This window comes from Rubrobacter tropicus, from assembly GCF_011492945.1.
GTDB classification, from domain to species: Bacteria; Actinomycetota; Rubrobacteria; order Rubrobacterales; family Rubrobacteraceae; genus Rubrobacter_D; species Rubrobacter_D tropicus.
On sequence record NZ_CP045119.1, the window covers coordinates 2,634,474 to 2,651,547 of the forward strand.

The 17,074-nt window shown below is 67.2% G+C and carries 13 protein-coding genes; 2 read left to right on the forward strand and 11 right to left on the reverse strand.

Annotated features, from left to right (window positions below; all coding sequences use genetic code 11):
* Positions 1-136 precede the first annotated feature (136 nt).
* The 4 genes from galK to GBA63_RS24025 are packed head-to-tail and all read right to left on the reverse strand — an operon-like array spanning position 137 to position 3,339.
* Positions 137-1,258, reverse strand: a complete 1,122-nt coding sequence (gene galK, locus GBA63_RS13195) for a galactokinase (protein WP_166176755.1) — start codon at positions 1,256-1,258, stop codon at positions 137-139.
* A 4-nt stretch (positions 1,259-1,262) separates the two neighbouring features.
* Positions 1,263-2,237 (reverse strand): UDP-glucose 4-epimerase GalE, encoded by a 975-nt coding sequence (gene galE / locus GBA63_RS13200; protein ID WP_166176757.1) that lies wholly within the window; start codon positions 2,235-2,237, stop codon positions 1,263-1,265.
* Positions 2,234-3,220 carry a galactose-1-phosphate uridylyltransferase gene (gene galT / locus GBA63_RS13205; protein ID WP_166176759.1) on the reverse strand — a complete coding sequence of 329 codons (987 nt, stop codon included), beginning with the start codon at positions 3,218-3,220 and terminating at the stop codon, positions 2,234-2,236. Before galT ends, galE begins: the two co-directional genes overlap by 4 nt.
* Positions 3,217-3,339 carry a hypothetical protein gene (locus GBA63_RS24025; RefSeq protein ID WP_266096271.1) on the reverse strand — a complete coding sequence of 41 codons (123 nt, stop codon included), beginning with the start codon at positions 3,337-3,339 and terminating at the stop codon, positions 3,217-3,219. Before GBA63_RS24025 ends, galT begins: the two co-directional genes overlap by 4 nt.
* A 403-nt stretch (positions 3,340-3,742) precedes the next feature.
* Here GBA63_RS24025 and GBA63_RS13210 point away from each other — a divergent pair, with 403 nt between their 5' ends.
* Together GBA63_RS13210 and GBA63_RS13215 are read left to right on the forward strand one after the other, a co-directional pair.
* Positions 3,743-5,977, forward strand: coding sequence for a GMC family oxidoreductase (locus tag GBA63_RS13210; protein ID WP_166176761.1), 2,235 nt, complete (start codon positions 3,743-3,745; stop codon positions 5,975-5,977).
* Positions 5,978-6,002: 25 nt separating this feature from the next.
* Positions 6,003-7,085, forward strand: a complete 1,083-nt coding sequence (locus GBA63_RS13215; protein WP_166176763.1) for a mandelate racemase/muconate lactonizing enzyme family protein — start codon at positions 6,003-6,005, stop codon at positions 7,083-7,085.
* 360 nt (positions 7,086-7,445) lie between these two features.
* On the opposite strand, the gene GBA63_RS13220 is transcribed toward GBA63_RS13215, so the two are convergent.
* The 7 genes from GBA63_RS13220 to GBA63_RS13250 all read right to left on the reverse strand — a co-directional run bounded on the left by GBA63_RS13220 (position 7,446) and on the right by GBA63_RS13250 (position 17,043).
* Positions 7,446-9,356, reverse strand: a complete 1,911-nt coding sequence (locus tag GBA63_RS13220; protein ID WP_166176765.1) for a glycoside hydrolase family 127 protein — start codon at positions 9,354-9,356, stop codon at positions 7,446-7,448.
* Between the two features lie 4 nt (positions 9,357-9,360).
* Entirely contained in the window at positions 9,361-10,836 is a 1,476-nt protein-coding gene (locus GBA63_RS13225; RefSeq protein ID WP_166176767.1) for an alpha-N-arabinofuranosidase, read from the reverse strand.
* 3 nt (positions 10,837-10,839) lie between these two features.
* The gene (locus tag GBA63_RS13230; protein ID WP_166176769.1) at positions 10,840-11,877 is read right to left on the reverse strand and encodes a LacI family DNA-binding transcriptional regulator; all 1,038 of its coding nucleotides are present in this window, start codon (positions 11,875-11,877) and stop codon (positions 10,840-10,842) included.
* 16 nt (positions 11,878-11,893) lie between these two features.
* On the reverse strand, positions 11,894-12,772 hold the full coding sequence (locus tag GBA63_RS13235) for a carbohydrate ABC transporter permease (RefSeq protein WP_166176771.1): 879 nt from the start codon (positions 12,770-12,772) through the stop codon (positions 11,894-11,896).
* Positions 12,772-13,701, reverse strand: coding sequence for a carbohydrate ABC transporter permease (locus GBA63_RS13240; protein WP_166176773.1), 930 nt, complete (start codon positions 13,699-13,701; stop codon positions 12,772-12,774). The genes GBA63_RS13235 and GBA63_RS13240 overlap by 1 nt, the downstream gene beginning before the upstream one ends.
* A gap of 35 nt (positions 13,702-13,736) precedes the next feature.
* Positions 13,737-15,071 (reverse strand): extracellular solute-binding protein, encoded by a 1,335-nt coding sequence (locus GBA63_RS13245; RefSeq protein WP_166176776.1) that lies wholly within the window; start codon positions 15,069-15,071, stop codon positions 13,737-13,739.
* A gap of 148 nt (positions 15,072-15,219) precedes the next feature.
* Positions 15,220-17,043, reverse strand: coding sequence for a glycoside hydrolase family 2 protein (locus GBA63_RS13250; protein ID WP_207956772.1), 1,824 nt, complete (start codon positions 17,041-17,043; stop codon positions 15,220-15,222).
* Between the last annotated feature and the right edge of the window lie 31 nt (positions 17,044-17,074).

Here is a 17,074-nt window from a genome sequence, read left to right on the forward strand (position 1 = left end):
AGTTCGGCCCGTCTGTTGAATCGCAAACGGGGGATCAGAGATCCTGGCGGAGATAAACGACCCTGCGGGGTGTCCTTGCAGGTTGGGTGTGCCGCCTCCGCGGCGCAGGCGTTCCAGGAACGGCGAGGACCTTCCCTTACTCCGGGCTCACCACCTCGGCCCCGGCCGCGGGCGAGAACTCGTAGAACTCCGGTCTCTCGAACCCGCGCCTGGCAAACGACTTCAGACAGGCCTCGGCAAGTGTCTCGGTGTTGCCCGCGGGCATGAGGGCTATGGCGCAGCCCCCAAAGCCGGCGCCCGTCAGCCGCGCGCCGGGGGCGCCGTTGTCCCTGGCGACCTCGACGAAGGCGTCGAGCTCGGGGGTTGAGATCTCGTAATCGTCGCGCATGGACCGGTGCGAGGCGTACATCAGGTGACCGAACGCCTCGAAGTCCCCGGCCCGCAGGGACCGGACGGCCCGGATCACACGCGCGTTCTCCGTGACGATGTGGCGGGCCCGCCGCAACTCCTCGCCCGAGAGCCGGTCAAGATCGTCCTCCGTGGCGTCGCGAAGCTGCTCGACGCCGAGGGTCTTGGCGGCCCGTTCGCAGGAAGCCCGGCGGTCGTTGTAGCCGGTGTCGGCGAGGCCGCGCTCGACGCGGGTGTCGCAGACTACCAAGGAGAGGCCCGCGCCTTCGAGGTCGAGGGGGACGGTCTCGGCTTCGAGCGAGCGGCAGTCGATCAGGAGCGCCGAGCCCGCCTCGCAGAGCAGGGAGGCGTACTGGTCCATGATGCCGCTCTGCACGCCGACGTACTCGTTCTCGGCCCTCTGGCAGATCCTGGCCAGGGACTTCTTGTCGAGGCCGAACCCGAAGAGTCGGTCGATGGCGAGGGACGTGGCCGCCTCGATGGCCGCCGAGGAGGAGAGGCCCGAGGCGCGGGGCACGTCACCGGCTAGAGCCGCCTGGAAGCCGCCCGCCTCGTGGCCGGCCTCCCGCAGCGCCCAGGCCACGCCGCGCGGGTACTTCGCCCAGGAGTCGTCCTCGCGGCGCAAGGGAAGGGCGCGGTCGAAGTCCGCGGAGTAGAGGAGTTCCTCGCCGTCCTGGGCTGCGGCGACGGCGATGCGGCGGTCGATCGCGCACGGGAGGACGAAGCCGCCGTTGTAGTCCGTGTGCTCCCCGATCAGGTTGACCCGACCCGGCGCGCTGGCGACGATCCCGGGCTCGCCGCCGAACTTCTCGGCGTACGCTTCGTATGCCCTGCGCTCGGTCTCGCGCATCCAGCTACTCGTATCCGCCTGGGTGGTCTTGCATCCAGGCCCAGGCGTCGGAGATCATGGCTTCGAGGGAAGGTTTCTCGGGTTTCCAGCCGAGCTCGGTCTTTATCTTGTCGCTGGAGGCAACGAGCTCGGGCGGGTCCCCCGTCCTGCGCGGCGCCTCTTTGGCCCTGATGTCTACCCCCGCAACCTTTCTGGCGACCTCTATCACCTGGAGCACGGAGAAGCCCGAGCCGTTGCCGAGGTTGTAGACGCGGTGCTCGCCCGGCTCCGAGGCTTCGAGCGCCAGCAGGTGGGCTCGTCCGAGGTCCTCTATGTGGATGTAGTCGCGGACGGCCGTGCCGTCGCGGGTCGGGTAGTCGGTGCCAAAGATCTTGACCGACTCGCGCGTCCCGGCGGCGGCCTGGAGGACTATCGGAATCAGGTGCGTCTCGGGCTCGTGGTCCTCGCCGAACCGCCCACTGGCGCCGGCCACGTTGAAGTACCGCAAACTCGTCGCGCAGAGTCCCCGCGCCCGCGCTACGTCCCGGATCAGCCCGTCCACCGCGAGCTTGGATGACCCGTAGGGGTTGGTCGGCCTCGTCGGGGCCGTCTCGGGAATCGGAACCTCCTCGGGCTCACCGTAGACGGCCGCCGTGGACGAGAACACGAGCCGCCGAACGCCGGTCTCCACCATCGCCTCCAGAAGGTTGAGGGTGCCGACGACGTTGTTGCGGTAGTAGCGCTCGGGCTGCTCCACGGACTCGGCCACGAGAGAGAGCGCCGCGAAGTGGAGGACCCCGTCGAAGCCGCCCGAGAGCGTCTCGCGCAAGAAACCCTCATCTAGCAGGGAGCCTTCGACGAGCAAAGCCCCCTCCGGAACGGCGTTCGCGTGGCCCTTCGAGAGGTCGTCCAGGACGACCGTCTCGTGCCCGGCCTCCACGAGTTGGGAGGCGACGACGCTACCCACGTACCCGGCCCCGCCCGTAACGAGGAGCTTCAACGCGCCGCCCCGACGGCCTCCCGAAGCTTACCCGCCGTCTCTTCGGGGAGGGCATCCACTATGTAGGCGCCGGCGCCCGTCTCGCTGCCGGCGAGGTACTTCAGCTTGTCCGCGGTCCGGTTCGGGGGGTAAAACTCCACGTGGAAGTGGGCGACGCCGGCGTGGTCCCCGCCGTCGGTTGGGGCCTGGTGCATCACCATCATGTAAGGCAGGGAGAAGCCGAAGAGTTTGTCGTAGCCGACTAAAAGCCGCTTCAGGACGCGGGCGAGGTCGCGGCGCTCCGGGGCTTCGAGGTCGGCTATGGACGGGGCGCAACGGCGGGCGTAGACGTGCGCTTCGTAGGGGAAGTGGGCGTGGTACGGGACGAAGGCGGCGAAGTGTTCGCCCTCGACGACGACGCGGCGCCCGTCGTCGAGTTCCCCGGCGAGGAGGTCGCAGTGGAGGCAGGAGCCTCCGTTTTCGGCCCTGTAGTCGCGGGCCGCCTCAAGCTCTTTCTTGGGGCGGGGCGGGACGAATGGGTAGGCGTAGATCTGGCCGTGCGGGTGGTGAAGCGTCACCCCGATTGCCTCGCCTTTGTTCTCGAAGATGAACACGTACTCGACAAAGTCCAGGGCGCCGAGCTCCTCGTAGCGGTCGGCCCACACGTGGACGAGGTTGCGGATGCGTCCCTCGGGCATACCAGCCAGGGTGGAGTCGTGGTCCTGGGAGTAGAGGACGACCTCGCAGACCCCCCGCCCCGGGGCGACGGTCATCTGCGGATCGCCGACCCCGCCGGCCTCCGCGGCGTTCGGGGAGAAAGACGGGAACTTGTTCTCGAAGACGACGATGTCGTAGGACTCGCGGGGGACCTCGGTCGGGAAGCCGCCCGGCTTCGTGGGGTCCAGGGGGCAGTATTCGGCAGGCGGGAGGAAGGTTCGGTCCTGGCGGTGCGTCGCGTAGGCCACCCACTCGCGGAGCGTCGGGTCCCAGCGGAGCTGGTTCATTTCTCCCCGTCCGCGTCGCGCTCCTCCGGCATCTCTTCCTCCTCGAACGTGTAGAAGATTATGTAGCGGCCGTCGTCCTTGGCCTCTCGCTCCTTCTGGACGCCTGTCTGCTCCTGCAAAAGCCCTCCCCGGCTCCTATGCTTTCGGCTCTTCCGGCAGTCTAGCTAAGGTCTCCGTCCCGCACAGGCTGATTCCATTATGACCTCTGTTTACGTGTCAGGTAAGCCTGGACGAGGACGACGGCGATCAGGAAGACGCCGCTTACGAGTTGCTGGATGTAGGAGCCGAGGGTCCCTAGATCCCCAGCAGCAAAACCCTGGCCAGGGTCCCGCTCAAAGTCCCAGCCCCGCCCGTCAGCAACGTCCCGCCGACGACGGCGGAGATCGCGTCCAGCTCCCCGGCCGGAGGTGTGGGGCTCTCGGTCCTCTGGGGGTTGATGGGCGCGAGGACCGGGTTCGGACTATGCTGATCGCGCGAGGGCTGTTTGTTTGAGCCTGGTGGCGTAGGGGAGGAGAACCGGCGTTGTTGGCGTTGAACCGGCGCGAGTCACGGACGGCGGCGGCGCTCTTCGAGCGCCTGTTTCCAAACGACGAGAACGGGCCGGGGGCGGGTGGGATCGGGGTGCTCGCTTATCTGGATCGGGCGCTGGCGGGCGCGTACCGGGAAGAGGCCGAGACCTACCGCCGCGGCCTCGCGGCCTTGGATGGGGCTTCCGTGGAGAGGTACGGAGAAACCTTCGCAGGCTGCAAGATCGATCAGCAGGATGCCCTGATCTCCGCCCTCGAAAGGGGCGAGCTGACCGGCTTTGCGGTCCCTGACGGGCGCTCGTTCTTCGCGCTGGCGCGGGCGCACCTGCAGGAAGGCCTCTTCGCGGACCCCATCCACGGCGGCAACCGCGACAAGCTGGGCTGGAGGTTCCTGGACCATCCCGGAATAAACTTCGAGAACCCCGTCGAGGCGAGCTTCTCCGACGAGCCTGCGACCAGGAACGGCATACAGGCCCTCGAAGACCTGAACCCGGACGAGGGGGCGGCCGGGGAGATCCCGGGCCACGACCCGCAACGCGGAGCCGAACCTCCCTCCGGCCCCGCCGACGTCGTGCTGGTCGGGGTCGGCGCGGTCGGCGCCCTCGTCGCCCCAATACTCGCCCGCGCCGGCCTGCGCGTGGTCGGGCTGGAGGCCGGCCCCTGGCGCCGGACGGGCGACTACGTGCCCGACGAGCTAACCTCGGCCTTCTACTGCCGGGGCGACATGGGCCGGAAGTTCCTGGACGAGACGCCCCGCTGGCGGCGCAACGAGGGCGAACCCACGCGCGAGGCGACCTTCTCGCTGGGGCGCATGATGAACGGCGTCGGCGGCTCCGTCGTCCACTGGGGCGGCGCGCTTCGGCGCTGCCACCCGCACCACTTCAGGTACCTCACGCACGTGCGCGAGCGCTTCGGCGAGGGGGCGCTGCCGGAGGGTCACACCCTCGCCGACTGGCCCGTCACCTACGAGGACCTGGAACCGTACTACGCGGCGATCGAACACCACGTCGGGGTCTCCGGCGACGCCGGCGCAAACCCCTTCGTCCCGCGCGACGATCCCTACCCCATGCCGCCGCTGCGAGGCTCCCGCACGAGCGAGGCCTTCCGCGAGGCGGCCGAGGCGATGGGACTCCACCCTTATCCCACGCCGGTCGCCGTCAACAGCGTGCCGTACAACGGGCATCAGGCGACGGGCTACGGGGGTTGGATGGCCGGTTTCGGGCCTTTCAGGGACGACCGCTGGACCCCGGGTCTGACCTCGGTCCCTGAGGCCCTGGCCACCGGAAACCTCGACCTGAGGACCGGCTGCCGGGTCGTGAAGGTCCTGACCGACGGCGGCGGACGCGCGACCGGCGTCGAGTACGTGGACGCGGGCGGGGAGGCGCGCGTGCAGATGGCGCGCACGGTCATCCTGTGCGGCTACACCTTCGAGAACGTGAGGCTGCTGTTGCTCTCGGGCGACGGTCGTCACCAGCACGGCCTCGGCAACGACGAGGGACAGGTAGGCAGGCACTTCATGACCAAGATGTGGGCGGACGTCTACGGGCACTTCCCCGACACCGCTTTCAACCGCCACGCCGGGCCGTCGGCCCAGATGTGGGGCCTCGACGACTTTATAGCCGAGGACTTCGATTCGCCGGCGCACGGCTTCGTGGGCGGGGCCACGCCGAACGTCGAGAACCAGCAGTTGCCCATCCAGATCTCCCGCGAAGGACTCCCGCCCGGCGTGCGGGCCTGGGGAAAAGAATACAAAGACCACCTCAGAAGGTGGCAGCACGTCTGCCCGATCCGGATTCAGCCCGAGTCTCTCTCCTACGAGACGGACTTCCTGGACCTGGACCCCCGCCACCGCGACAGGAGCGGGCGCGGGCTGCCCGTGGTCCGTATCACCTGCGACCTGCGCGAGAACGAGCGGCGCTTGGCCGAGTTCATGGAAGGCAAGGCCGAGGAGATACTGCGCGAAATGGGCGCGGAGAAGACCTGGCGCGGCCCGCGCTTTCGGGGCGTCTGCAGCAGCCACGACCTCGGCGGGGCGAGGACGGGCGAGGACCCCGCATCGTCCGTGGTGAACCCCGACCTGCGCGTCCACGACACGCCTGGCCTCTACGTCTTCGGCGGGGCCGTCTTCCCGACCTGCCCGGGCGTCAACCCGACGCTCACCATGTGGGCGCTCTGCTGCCGGGCGGCGGAGCAATTGGTCGGGCGTCTGAAAGCCGGGGAAGAGCGATGACGAGACACGCACGAGGGAGGCTTCGATGAAGATAGATCGCATAGAGACCGCCTACTACCGGCTGCCGCTCGAGCCCTTCGGGGACGCGGGGCACGGGGCGATCGACTCGGAGGAGTTGATCACCGTCAAGCTCCACTCGGAAGGCCTCGTGGGCCACGGCTACTCCTACACCATCGGCCGCGGCGGTCGCGCCGTCAAGGCCCTCCTCGACCACGACATAGTCCCCCTGCTGGAAGGAAGGGACGCGGAGGACATCGAAGGCCTGTGGGACCTCATGTGGCAACGACTGCTCTACGTGGGACGTGGCGGCCTCGCCTCGTTCGCCATCGCCGCGGCGGACATCGCGCTGTGGGACCTGCGCGGCGTTCGTGAGGGACGACCCCTGTACGCGCTGCTCGGCGCGGGGGCGCGCGAGATCCCGGCCTACGGCTCGGGCGTCGACCTGCCGAAGCCGCTGGACGAACTACTGAAACAGACGGAAGGCTTCCTGGAACGGGGCTTTCCTGGCGTGAAGGTGAAGGTCGGTCGGGAGGACCCGAAAGAAGACGAAAAACGGGTCGGGGCGGTCCGAGAGCTGGCCGGCGACGGCGTGGATTTGATGATCGACGCCAACATGGCCTGGGGCGCGGAGGAGGCCCTGGAGCGCGGGCGGCGGATGGAGGAGTTCGGGCTCTACTGGTACGAGGAGCCGACGATACCCGAGGACGTGGCGGGCCACTCGCGGCTCGCGCGCGAGATGGCGACGCCCATAGCGGTCGGGGAGAGCCTGCACTCGCCGCACGAGTTCCGGCGTTACGTGGAGGAGAAAGCCCTGCACGTGCTCCAGATAGATCCCGTAACCAACGGCGGCATCACCGCCTCGCTGGCGGCGCTGAAGACGGCCGACGAGGCAGGCCTGAAGACCAGCAGCCACTACACCGACGAGCTGAGCGCCCACCTCCTCTGCGCCTCCAAAGAGCCCATCTACCTGGAGAAGCACGCCTTTGCGCTAGACCCCTACCTGGAAGAACCGCAGAAGGTCACCAACGGCCGCGTCAGACCTACCGAGTCACCTGGTACCGGCCTTCGCTTCGACGAGCGGGCGCTGGATCCCCACCGCGTCGCGTAGCGCGGGGATCCGGCACGAGTAGTGCGCCTTCCAACGCGATAGCGGCTTGCGTAGGGAATGAACCTCGATGTTCGTAAGGTTTTGAGGCATCGAGGTTCTGACAGCGGCTTGCGGAAGGATCGATCCTCCGCCGGCGGGGCTACAGGTATCAGGCTTCGGGCATCAACAAGGGATTGCCGGACGTGCGGCCTCCCGGTAGGGGATCAATACTCACGAACGCCGCTATGAGGCATCAGCTTTCGGCCAAGAACAATAGAGCTGATGGCTGATAGCGGAGGCGAAGCCGCAGCGGGCTGACGGCTGACCGCGCGGATTGCGGTGGCTCAAGGCCACCGCAATCCGCTTTAGGTCACTACGGGATCAGCGCGACCTGATCCAGACGCGCATGGGACCCGGCTCGCGGTTGGCCCAGGCAAGGTACGGGACCGCCCTTAGCCGCGTGGTTCCGATCGGCTTCTCGCCCTGCCGCGTCGCCGTGCGGTAGAGACGCCCGTCCCAACCTTCGCCTGGGGGAGATACTTCGGCCTCCCCCGCCAACACGACCACGCCGCCCAGCTGTTCAGGCTGAAAATCCTCCGAGAGTCGAACTTCGTTGGGCAGCACGAGGTCGCGCGGGTCGAGGCCGGGGTTGTCCGCTCCCTCGACGCAGAAGAGGATCGGGCCCCGCATCAACGCGACGCGGCCGACGTTCTCCGCCGCGTAAGGGTGGGCCTCCACCCGACGCACCGGCATCGGAAGGCGCAGCCGCACGGCGTCGCCGGGCCGCCAGACGCGCCTGACCTCGGCGTAAGCGCCGGGCGAAGCCTGCTCTGGGAACGGCTCCCCGTTCACCTCGATGGAGGCACCACCCTCGCACCAGGAGGGAACGCGGAGCATAACGGCGAACTCGCCCTCGCCGTCTAGCTGGATCTCCACGTCCCCTTCCCACGGGTAGTTCGTGCGCTGGCCCAGGCGGAAGGCACGGCCTCCGTTCAGCCTGACCTCCGCGCTTCCCTCCGCGTAGAGGTGGACCCAGACGGCGTCGTCGGAAGCGCTGTAGAAGTAGCCCGGGATCGAGGCGAGCATACGGGCCACGTTCGGCGGGCAACACGCGCACCCGAACCAGGGCTGGCGGCGGTGCGTGCCTTCGTCTTCTAAGGGGTTCTCGTAGAAGTAGTGGCCGCCGTCGAGGGAGAAGCCCGGCAGGACGGCGTTGTAGAGGGTGTGCTCGATCAGATCCGCGTAGCGGGCGTCCCCCTCCAGCACCAGCATCCGCCAGTTCCACATGACGCTGCCTATCGCGGCGCAGGTCTCCGTGTAGGCCCGCCCGTTGGGAAGCTCGAAATCTTCCCCGAAAGCCTCGCCCTCATGACGGGACCCGAGGCCGCCGCTAACGTACATCCTGCGCGTGGTCATGTTGTTCCACAGACGACGGAGGGCTTTGAGAAGCTCCGGTTCTCCCGTCTCGGCGTAGACGTCCGTCGCCCCGGAATACAGGTAGAGGGCGCGCACGGCGTGGCCGACGACCTCGTCCTGTTCGCGAAGGGGACTGTGGTCCTGGCTGTATGACGGGTCGTGCAGCCCGTAGGGCCTGCCGAGTAGGCCACGGCCGCGCGCGTCCACGAAGAATTCAGCCTGTTCGAGGTAGCGCCGGTCCCCCGTCACCCTGAAAAGCTCGACGAGGGCCATCTCGACCTCCTCGTGCCCGTCAACGGCCCGACGCTTGCCTTCCTCCTCGGGGCCGAAGGTGTCGCAAATGTGGTCGGCGAAGCGGGTGGCGACGCCCAGGAGGCGCGTAGAGCCCGTTGCCTGGAAGTGGGCGACGGCGGCCTGGAAGAGGTGCCCGGCGCAGTACATCTCGTGCAGGTCGAAGTTTGTCCAGCGTTTGTCGGCGCGCTCGAAGGTAAAGTACGTGTTCAGGTAGCCGTCGGGCTCCTGGGCGTCCTCGATCTCCGTGATGGCGGCGTCCACCATCTTCGTTAGTTCCGGATCTGGATCAGTGGCGAGCGACCACGCGGCGGCCTCAAGCCACTTGTACACGTCGGAGTCGTTGAAGTAGATGCCCTCGAACCTGCCCTCCATCTTGCCCGAGGCTTTACGGAAGTTGTCCAGGCGGCCGGTCTCTTCGAGGTGACGGTACTGAGAGGGCAGCGTCTCCTCGCGGTTGGCGCGCCGCCGCGGCCCCCAAAACCCGTCCGAGAGCCGGACGTCGGTCAGGGGCAGCGGCCTGAGCCTGGCGTGCGGGCTCTTCGACGTGTCGACCACGACCGGGCGCCGCGTCGAATCGAGCACGTCTTCAGCCGCGGAGGCCGGCGCGCAGGACCGTGACCGAACACGCGGGAAAGGTGTGCTCGAAGTCGGCCCCGCCAGCGTCCACGGTCCGCTCGCTTGCGTCTACCCGCTCCTTGCCGAAGTCGTTGGTGGCGGTCGGGTCGTCTCCCGTGACCTCGTGGACGGTGACGGTCCCGTCGAAGGCCGCGTCGGTGAGCTGGACGGTGGTCTGGACCGAGTTGTCCGGGTCGCGGTTGACCACGACTAGGGTGAGATCCCGGCCCGACCCGTCGCAAGTCGCTGAGACGTCGAGGACGTCGAAGGGCCCCATGTCGGCCACGCGGTGCGGCCAGGTCGACTCTTCTACGGTCAGGTCGTGTTTTTCGCAGACGACGTGGGCGTCGAGGACCACCTCCTGCATGTGCTCGGCGCAGAGCTTGAGGGGGTGGTAGATGGTCTGGAGGAAGAGGTCTTCTTTGTTTGTGAAGATCGGGGCTATGACGTTTACCATCTGCGCGAGGTTGGCGATCTTGACGGTCTCGCAGTGGCGCGCGAAGACGTTGAGGTAGGTGGCGACGGCGAGGGCGTCGGAGAGGTTGTAGCGCTCCTCCAGCTTCGTCTCCGCGGTGCGCGCCCGGAACCAGACGTTCCACTCGTCGTAGGCGACGTGTATGGGGTGCTCTATCCCCTGCTCGTAACGGGCGCGCTCTATCATCGACCGCACGGTCCGGAGCGCCCGGTCGGCGGCGTGCGGGGCGAGCACGTTCGACCAGTGGTCGTCGCTGCCGGTGTAGATGTGGACGCTGTGGTAGTCGACGAAGGGCGCTAGGCCCTCGACGACCACGCGGTCCCAGTCCGTGACGCCGCTCAGGCCGCAGCCGATGAGCTCTATGGACGGGTCCGTCCAGCGCATCACCTTGGCGAACTCGCGGGCCTTCTTTACGTACTCCTCGGCCGAGAGCGCCCCGATCTGCCAGTCACCGTACATCTCGTTGCCAAGACCCCAGTACTTGACGTTGAAAGGCTCCTCCTGCCCGTTGGCGCGCCTGAGGTTCGCCCAGTACGTGTCGCCCGTCCCGTTGCAGTACTCGACCCAGCCTTGCGCCTCGTCCATAGTACCCGTGCCCATGTTGACGCAGATGTACGGCTCGACGTCGAGGGTCCGGCAGTACTCGATGAACTCGTGCGTGCCGAAGCGGTTCGACTCCTCGCTGAACCACGCGAGCTCGGTCTTGCGGGGCCGCTCTTCGCGCGGGCCGATGCCGTCCGTCCAGTGGTAGCCGGAGACGAAGTTGCCGCCGGGCCAGCGCAGGATCGGCATACGAAGTCCCTTCGCGGCCTCCAGCACGTCCCGGCGGAAGCCCCGCTCATCGCTAAGGGGCGATCCCTCGTCGAAGACGCCGCCGTAGATGCAGCGGCCCAGGTGCTCGATAAAGCCGCCGAAGACCCTCCGGTCGAGTTCGCCCACCTTGCGCTCGGGATCTATCTTGATCTTCGCCAATTTCTATTCCTTTCCGAAAGGCATCTCGTTCACGACCTTGTTGCCGCCGCACGACTCGCGCACGACGAGCCTCACCGGCAGCAGCACGCGCTCGGGCTCTTTCACTTCCCCCGCGATGGTATCCAGCAGCAGGCGCACGGCGGTCTTCCCGGTCTCGTAGAAAGGCACGTGGACCGTGGTTAGCGGGGGCGCCGCGTGCGCGGCTAGCGGGATGTCGTCGCACCCGACCACGGCGCGGTCGTCGGGAACCGCGAGCCCCTTCTCGCGCAAGGCGCTCAGGACGCCGAGCGCCATGACGTCGTTCTGGGCGAAGAAGGCGGAAGCGTCTGGCGCCCGGTCGAGCAGCCGCAGCGTGGCCTCGTAGGCCCCGTCCGCGTCCCAGTTCCCGCTCTCGACCAGCGCGGGATCGAACGGGACTTCGGCGTCGTCGAGGGCTTTCTTGTAGCCCTCGAGCCTGTGGGCCGTGACCTGGCGGTTCTCGGAGCCCGTCACTGTCGCGATGCGGCGGTGGCCGAGGCGGAGGAGGTGTTCGGTTGCGAGGCGGCCGGTGCGGCGGTGGTCGGAGCCCACGAGCGAGATGCCGCGTCCCGGGATGCGGTGGATGCTTACGGCCGGCGTCGGGCCGCGCAGGAGCTCGCCCACGCGCTCGTCGTGCTCCATCTGCGGGGCCGCGGTCAGGATGCCGTCGACCCGGCGCTCCAGGAGCATCCCCAAGTAGCGTTCGGCGTCCGTGCCCTCGCGGTTCACGTTGCCGATGAGGACGCCGTGGCCCCGGCGCCTGGCCTCGCGCTCGGCGCCGACCACGAAGCGGGCGAGCTCGGCGTCGCCCAGGTCGCTGGCGACGATGCCTATGGTAAAGGTCTTCCTGGTGACGAGGCCCCTGGCGACGGCGTTCGGGACGTAGTTCAGGTCGCGGGCGGCGAGCAGGATGCGCTGCCTCGTGGCCTCCGAGACCGAGCCCTTGCCGTTGAGCACCTTGCCGGCGGTCTGGAAGCTCACGCCCGCCTTCGAGGCGACGTCCCGCAGGGATGCGCGGATCATGGCGACTCCTGCGGGATCAACCCTTAAGGCCCGTACCGGCGACGCCCTGGACGATCTGGCGCTGGAAGAAAAGGAACACGATTATGAGCGGCAGGCCGGCGAGCACGGCCGAGGCCATGATGTCGGCGTAGCGGACGCCGTAAGAGCTCTGCACCGTGGCGATGCCGACCGGTATCGTCATCATGTCCGTGTTCGTCACTATGATGAAGGGCCAGAGGAAGTTGTTCCAGGAGATCACGAACGTAAAGATGGCGACCGCCGCGATGGCGGGCCTCGCCAGGGGCATCCAGATCTGCCAGTAGATCCTGAACCGGCTGGCCCCGTCCACCCTCGCGGCGTCCTCGAGCTCGTGCGGTATCCCGTCGAAGAACTGCTTGAAGATGAAGACCGAGAGCGGCGCCGCTATCTGGGGCAGGATTATTCCCCAGTACGTGTCGACGAAGCCCAAAGCGTCCATCTCCGCGAAGAGCGGAACTATGAGGATCTGCGGCGGGATGATGAGCCCCGCGATGATGACGAGGAACAGCAAACGCCGCCCCCGAAACGCCACCCGCGAGAACCCGAAGGCCGCCAGGCTGCCCAGCAGCACTACGAGCAGGGTGATGATGGACGACGTGAGGAAGCTGTTGAAGTACCAGCGCAGCATGTTGCCCGCGGACAGTATCTGCCAGAAGGATTCCAGCGTGAAGCCCGACGGCGGTATCCAGGTCACGGGGACGGTGGTGGTATCGGCCTCCGTCTTCAGGGCGGTGTCCAGGGCCCAGAGGAGGGGTATGAGCCACACTATCGCGGCGAGGGTCAGCACGGCGAAGGCGATCCAGCCCATCACCCTGTCCTGGAGGGGTTTGCCCGTGGCTTCGGAGCGCTCCGGGGCGCTCGGGGTATCGAGGGCCATCAGGCGTCCCTCCTTCTACGGCTGCTTACCGCGAACTGCGCGAGCCCCACGACGAGGACGAGCATGAAGAAGACGTAGGACATGGCGGAGGCGAAGCCCACCCGGTAGGAGGTGAAGCCCTGCTCGTAGATATACTGGATGATCGGGCGGGTCGCCGTGTAGTTGAGGCCGCCCGAGGTGTTCATTATGTAGATCTGGTCGAACACGTTCAGGGAGGCGAAGATCTGGAGCGTGAGCACCAGGAGGGTAGTCCGCGTCAACAGCGGGATAGTGATCCAACGAACCTGGGCGAAAGGCCCGGCCCCGTCGGTGGCCGCGGCGTCGTAGACGTCCTGCGGTATCTCCTGCAATCCCGCGAGGTAGAGAATAAAGTTGAACCCGAGCGTCCACCATACGGTGGCTATGACCACCGAGAACATCGCCACGCTCTCGTCAGGCAGCCAGGCCACCTCGGGCAACCCCAGCATCACGAGGTAACTGTTTATGAGCCCGAACCCCGGCTGGTAGAGCCACACCCAGATGAGCGCCACGACGGAAGAGGGCAAGACCCAAGGCGCGAAGAACGAGAGCCTGAAGAACCACCGCGCGGGGATGGCCCGGTTGGCGAGCAGCGCGAAGACGAGGGCCAGTATCACCAGCGGCGGCGTACTCAGCAGGGTGAAGAGGACCGTGTGCCACAACGAACCCCAGAAGTCCGAGTCGCCCAATAGCTCCCGGTAGTTGGCGAGACCCAGGAATTGCGAGTCCGTCCCTACGAGGCTCGCGTTGAAGAAGCTCATCCTCAAGCCCAGCAGGACCGGGAAGATCAGGAACGCCGCGTACGCCAGCAAGAAGGGCGCTACGAAAAGGTATCCCGCGAGGTCGGTCCGTCCCCGCGAACCCTCTTTCTTGCTCTGCGCCACCCCCGCGGTCTCCGCCCGTGCCGCCATATGCTAGACCTCCCCTTCCAGCTCTTCCGTGGTACCTAAAGCGGTGATGGCGTGTCCACGAGCTCCTGCATCGAGGCCCGCATCGTGTCTACCGCCTCTTTCGGTTTGATCCCCCCGGCCATCGCCTGCTGCAGCGGGATGGCAGCCTGCGTCTCCATGTCCGACCCCGACCCGCTGAACCACGCGTTCGGGTCGAGCACCACGTTGTCGGCCACCCCCGCGTAGTTGGACTGCGGCGTCAGGTCCTTGTACCTCTGGCTCTCCAGGATGGGCCTGTAGGCCGGGATGTGCCCGCCCTGCGCCCAGATAAAGCTGTTCTTCATCATCGAGGAGACGAACGTGAGCGCCGCGTCCATCCTTCGCCGGTCCTTCGCGACGCCCTTCGGGATGACGAAGGTGTGCCTGTCGGCCTGGACCCTGTTGCCGAAGATGTTAGGAAACGGGACGATGCTGAACGGCATCCCCGCGTCCTCGAAGGTCGTCACCTCCCACTCCCCGTTCCAGTGGAACCCCGCGTTGCCGCTCTGGAACTGTGCGACCGCGGCGGGATAGTCCTGGTTGGCCGACGTTAGCTCCTCCCCCACCGTGAGCTCGACCATGTACTCGACGGCGGTCTCGGCCTTCTCCTGGTCGAGGATCACCTCTTTCGCATCCGGCGAGAGGACCTCGCCGCCGAGCTGCCCGTAGAGCGTGTAGAAGATGCGCCAAGGCACGGCCGCGTCCGCGGGGGCGAACGAGACGCCCTGCTCCTTGGTGACCTCCTTGGCCTTCTTGAACGCCTCTATGACGGCGTCGGGACCCTCTATTGGCTTGAGCTCCCCGTTTGGGTCCAGGAGCCCGGCTTTTTTGGCGATGTCGGTGTTGTAGAACATGACCTGGGGGTGCGTATCGAGGGGGACCGTGAAGATCTCACCCTCGAACTTGGCGCTCTCCAATACCTCGGGCAGGAACTTGTCCGGCCCGATGTCGTACTCCGCGAGCATGTCGGGATCCAGCGCCTCCAGCAACCCCGCGGGCGCGTACGCCCCGAGCCTGGTCTGGTGCATGACGGCGACCTCGGGGGGACGCCCGCCGACCGTGGACATCGAGAGCTTGGTGTAGTACGGGGCGCCCCACGTAAGGGTGGTCGACTCTAGCTCTATGCCAGGGTTGGAATCGACGAAGTTGCTCTGCATGTCGGTCAACCGCGCGCCGTCACCCCCGCCGAAGAGGTTCCAGAAGTGGACGATCCGGCCAGATCCACCCAGCGGAGCCCCCGAACACGACGACAGAGCGAGCCCGCCAAGGGCCGCCCCCGCCCCGTACAGGAACCGCCTCCGGCTTACGCGCCGCACGCGACGGCCGACGCCGTTCCCGAACCCCTCGCCCATGCCCTTTCCCCTTTCGAGCGAACGTTCGCTTTCCCTGCCGGGCATCGTAGCAGCGGACACAAGACCGGTCAACAGCCCCTGGGGTTTGCCGGCCTGATCCACGGTGACGCCGTCAGGGACGGTCATCGGGCGGGTTTGGAACTCGTCCCTACGGCCTCGGGCGTTGCGTTACGCTCTTGGTCTCTCTCGCGCCGTGACGTCGTGTACGCGGCCGAGGTCGGCTTTGGGTTTCCGGTCGTAGGTGAGGAGGCCGTTTACCTCCTGCTCGACGTCGGTGAGTTGCGTGTAGCAGAAGCCCTGGACGGGCTCGCAGGCGAGGAGGGCTTCGATCATGGCCTCGTACCGGGTCAGGAACTCCTCGGCGTCGGCGACGGTGCTGTAGCCCCACCCCCCTCTTCCCCGGCGAAGGCGATCCCCCGAACTCCGTGACGAGAATCGGCTCTCCCCCGTAGCCGTGACCGGGGACGTAGATGGACCGGTTCGCGGGCTCCGCCGCGACGGCCGATTCCGGTGTCGAGTAGGCCTTGGCCAGCGCCTTTGCGTCGCGGTAGTCGTGGATGGCGCAGAGGTCGGTCACGGCGTGTTCCCACCCGTCGTTGGAGACGACGGGGCGGGTCCCGTCCAGGGAGCGCGTAAGGTGGTAGAGGGCCAGGAGGTGCTCGACCTGCGCCGGGTCGGACTCGAGGTTGGGGACGCCCCAGCTCTCGTTCATGGGAACCCAGGCGACGATGGAAGGGTGGTTGTAGTCGCGCATGACGGCCTCCTGCCACTCGGCCGTCATGCGCCCGACGTACTCGGGGCTGTACTGGTAGGCGTTCGCCATCTCGCCCCAGACCAGGAAGCCCAGAGTGTCGGCCCAGAAGAGCCAGCGCGGGTCCTCGACCTTCTGGTGTTTGCGGGCGCCGTTGAAGCCCATCTCCCTGGCGAGCTCGATGTCCCGGCGCAGGTCGTCGTCCGTGGGGGCGGTGAGGACCCCCTCGGGGAAGTAGCCCTGATCCAGGACGAGCCGCTGGTAGTAAGGGTTGCCGTTCAGGAAGACCTTGCCGTCTCTGGTTTCCACTTTTCTCATCCCGAAGTAGCTGTGGGCGGCGTCCAGGATCTTGCCAGCTCCGTCCAGGAGTTCGAGGCGCAGATCGTAGAGGTTCGGCTCTTCCGGGCTCCAGAGGGCGAGGCCGGTCCAGGCGGAGAGGCGGGATTCGTCCGGGGCCTCGCCGCGGCGCACGAGCGGGAGGCGGCGTTCGAGGAGCGCCGACCGGACCGCGAAAGCGTCGTCGAGCACCGTCTCCCCGTCTAACTCGACGACGACGCGCAGGGACGTGCCGGGTTCGGCGCTTTCGATCTCGACCTCGACGTCCACGCAGGCTGCGTCGACGTTCGGGGTCAGGCGGAGGCGGTTTATCCTGGTGCGGTTTACGGGTTCGAGCCAGACGGACTGCCAGATGCCGGTGGTCCGAGTGTAGAAGATACCCTCGGACTCTTCCCGCCAGTACTGCTTGCCCCTCGGTATCGTGACGTCCCGGCTTGGGTCCTCGGCCCGCACGACGAGCACGTTCTCCGGGCCGCCGAGCGCGTGCGTCACGTCGGCCGAGAAGGGCGTGTGGCCGCCCTCGTGCGAGGCGACGTGCACCCCGTTGACCCAGACCTCGGCCCTGTAATCCACGGCGCCGAAGTGGAGCAGCAGGCGCTCGTCGTTTGAGACGGCGTAGTCGAACGTCCGCGCGTACCAGACCACGTCGTGAAAGGAAGTCTCGCCGATACCGGAGAGTCTGGACTGGTAGCAGAAAGGTACGGTTATCGTCCGGTCGAAGGCCGAGGATCCGTCGCGCAGGGAGCCGCCGAAGACGTTCTGCCAGCCTTCGCGGCGTCCCCGGTCTTCGTCGTCGAAGGCGAAGCGCCACTCGCCGTTCAGGTTCGTCCAGTCCTTACGTCGAAACTGCGGGCGCGGGTACTCGGGACGCGGCACGGTGCTCACGGATGCTCTCCCCTCCTGCGAAGCGGACGCT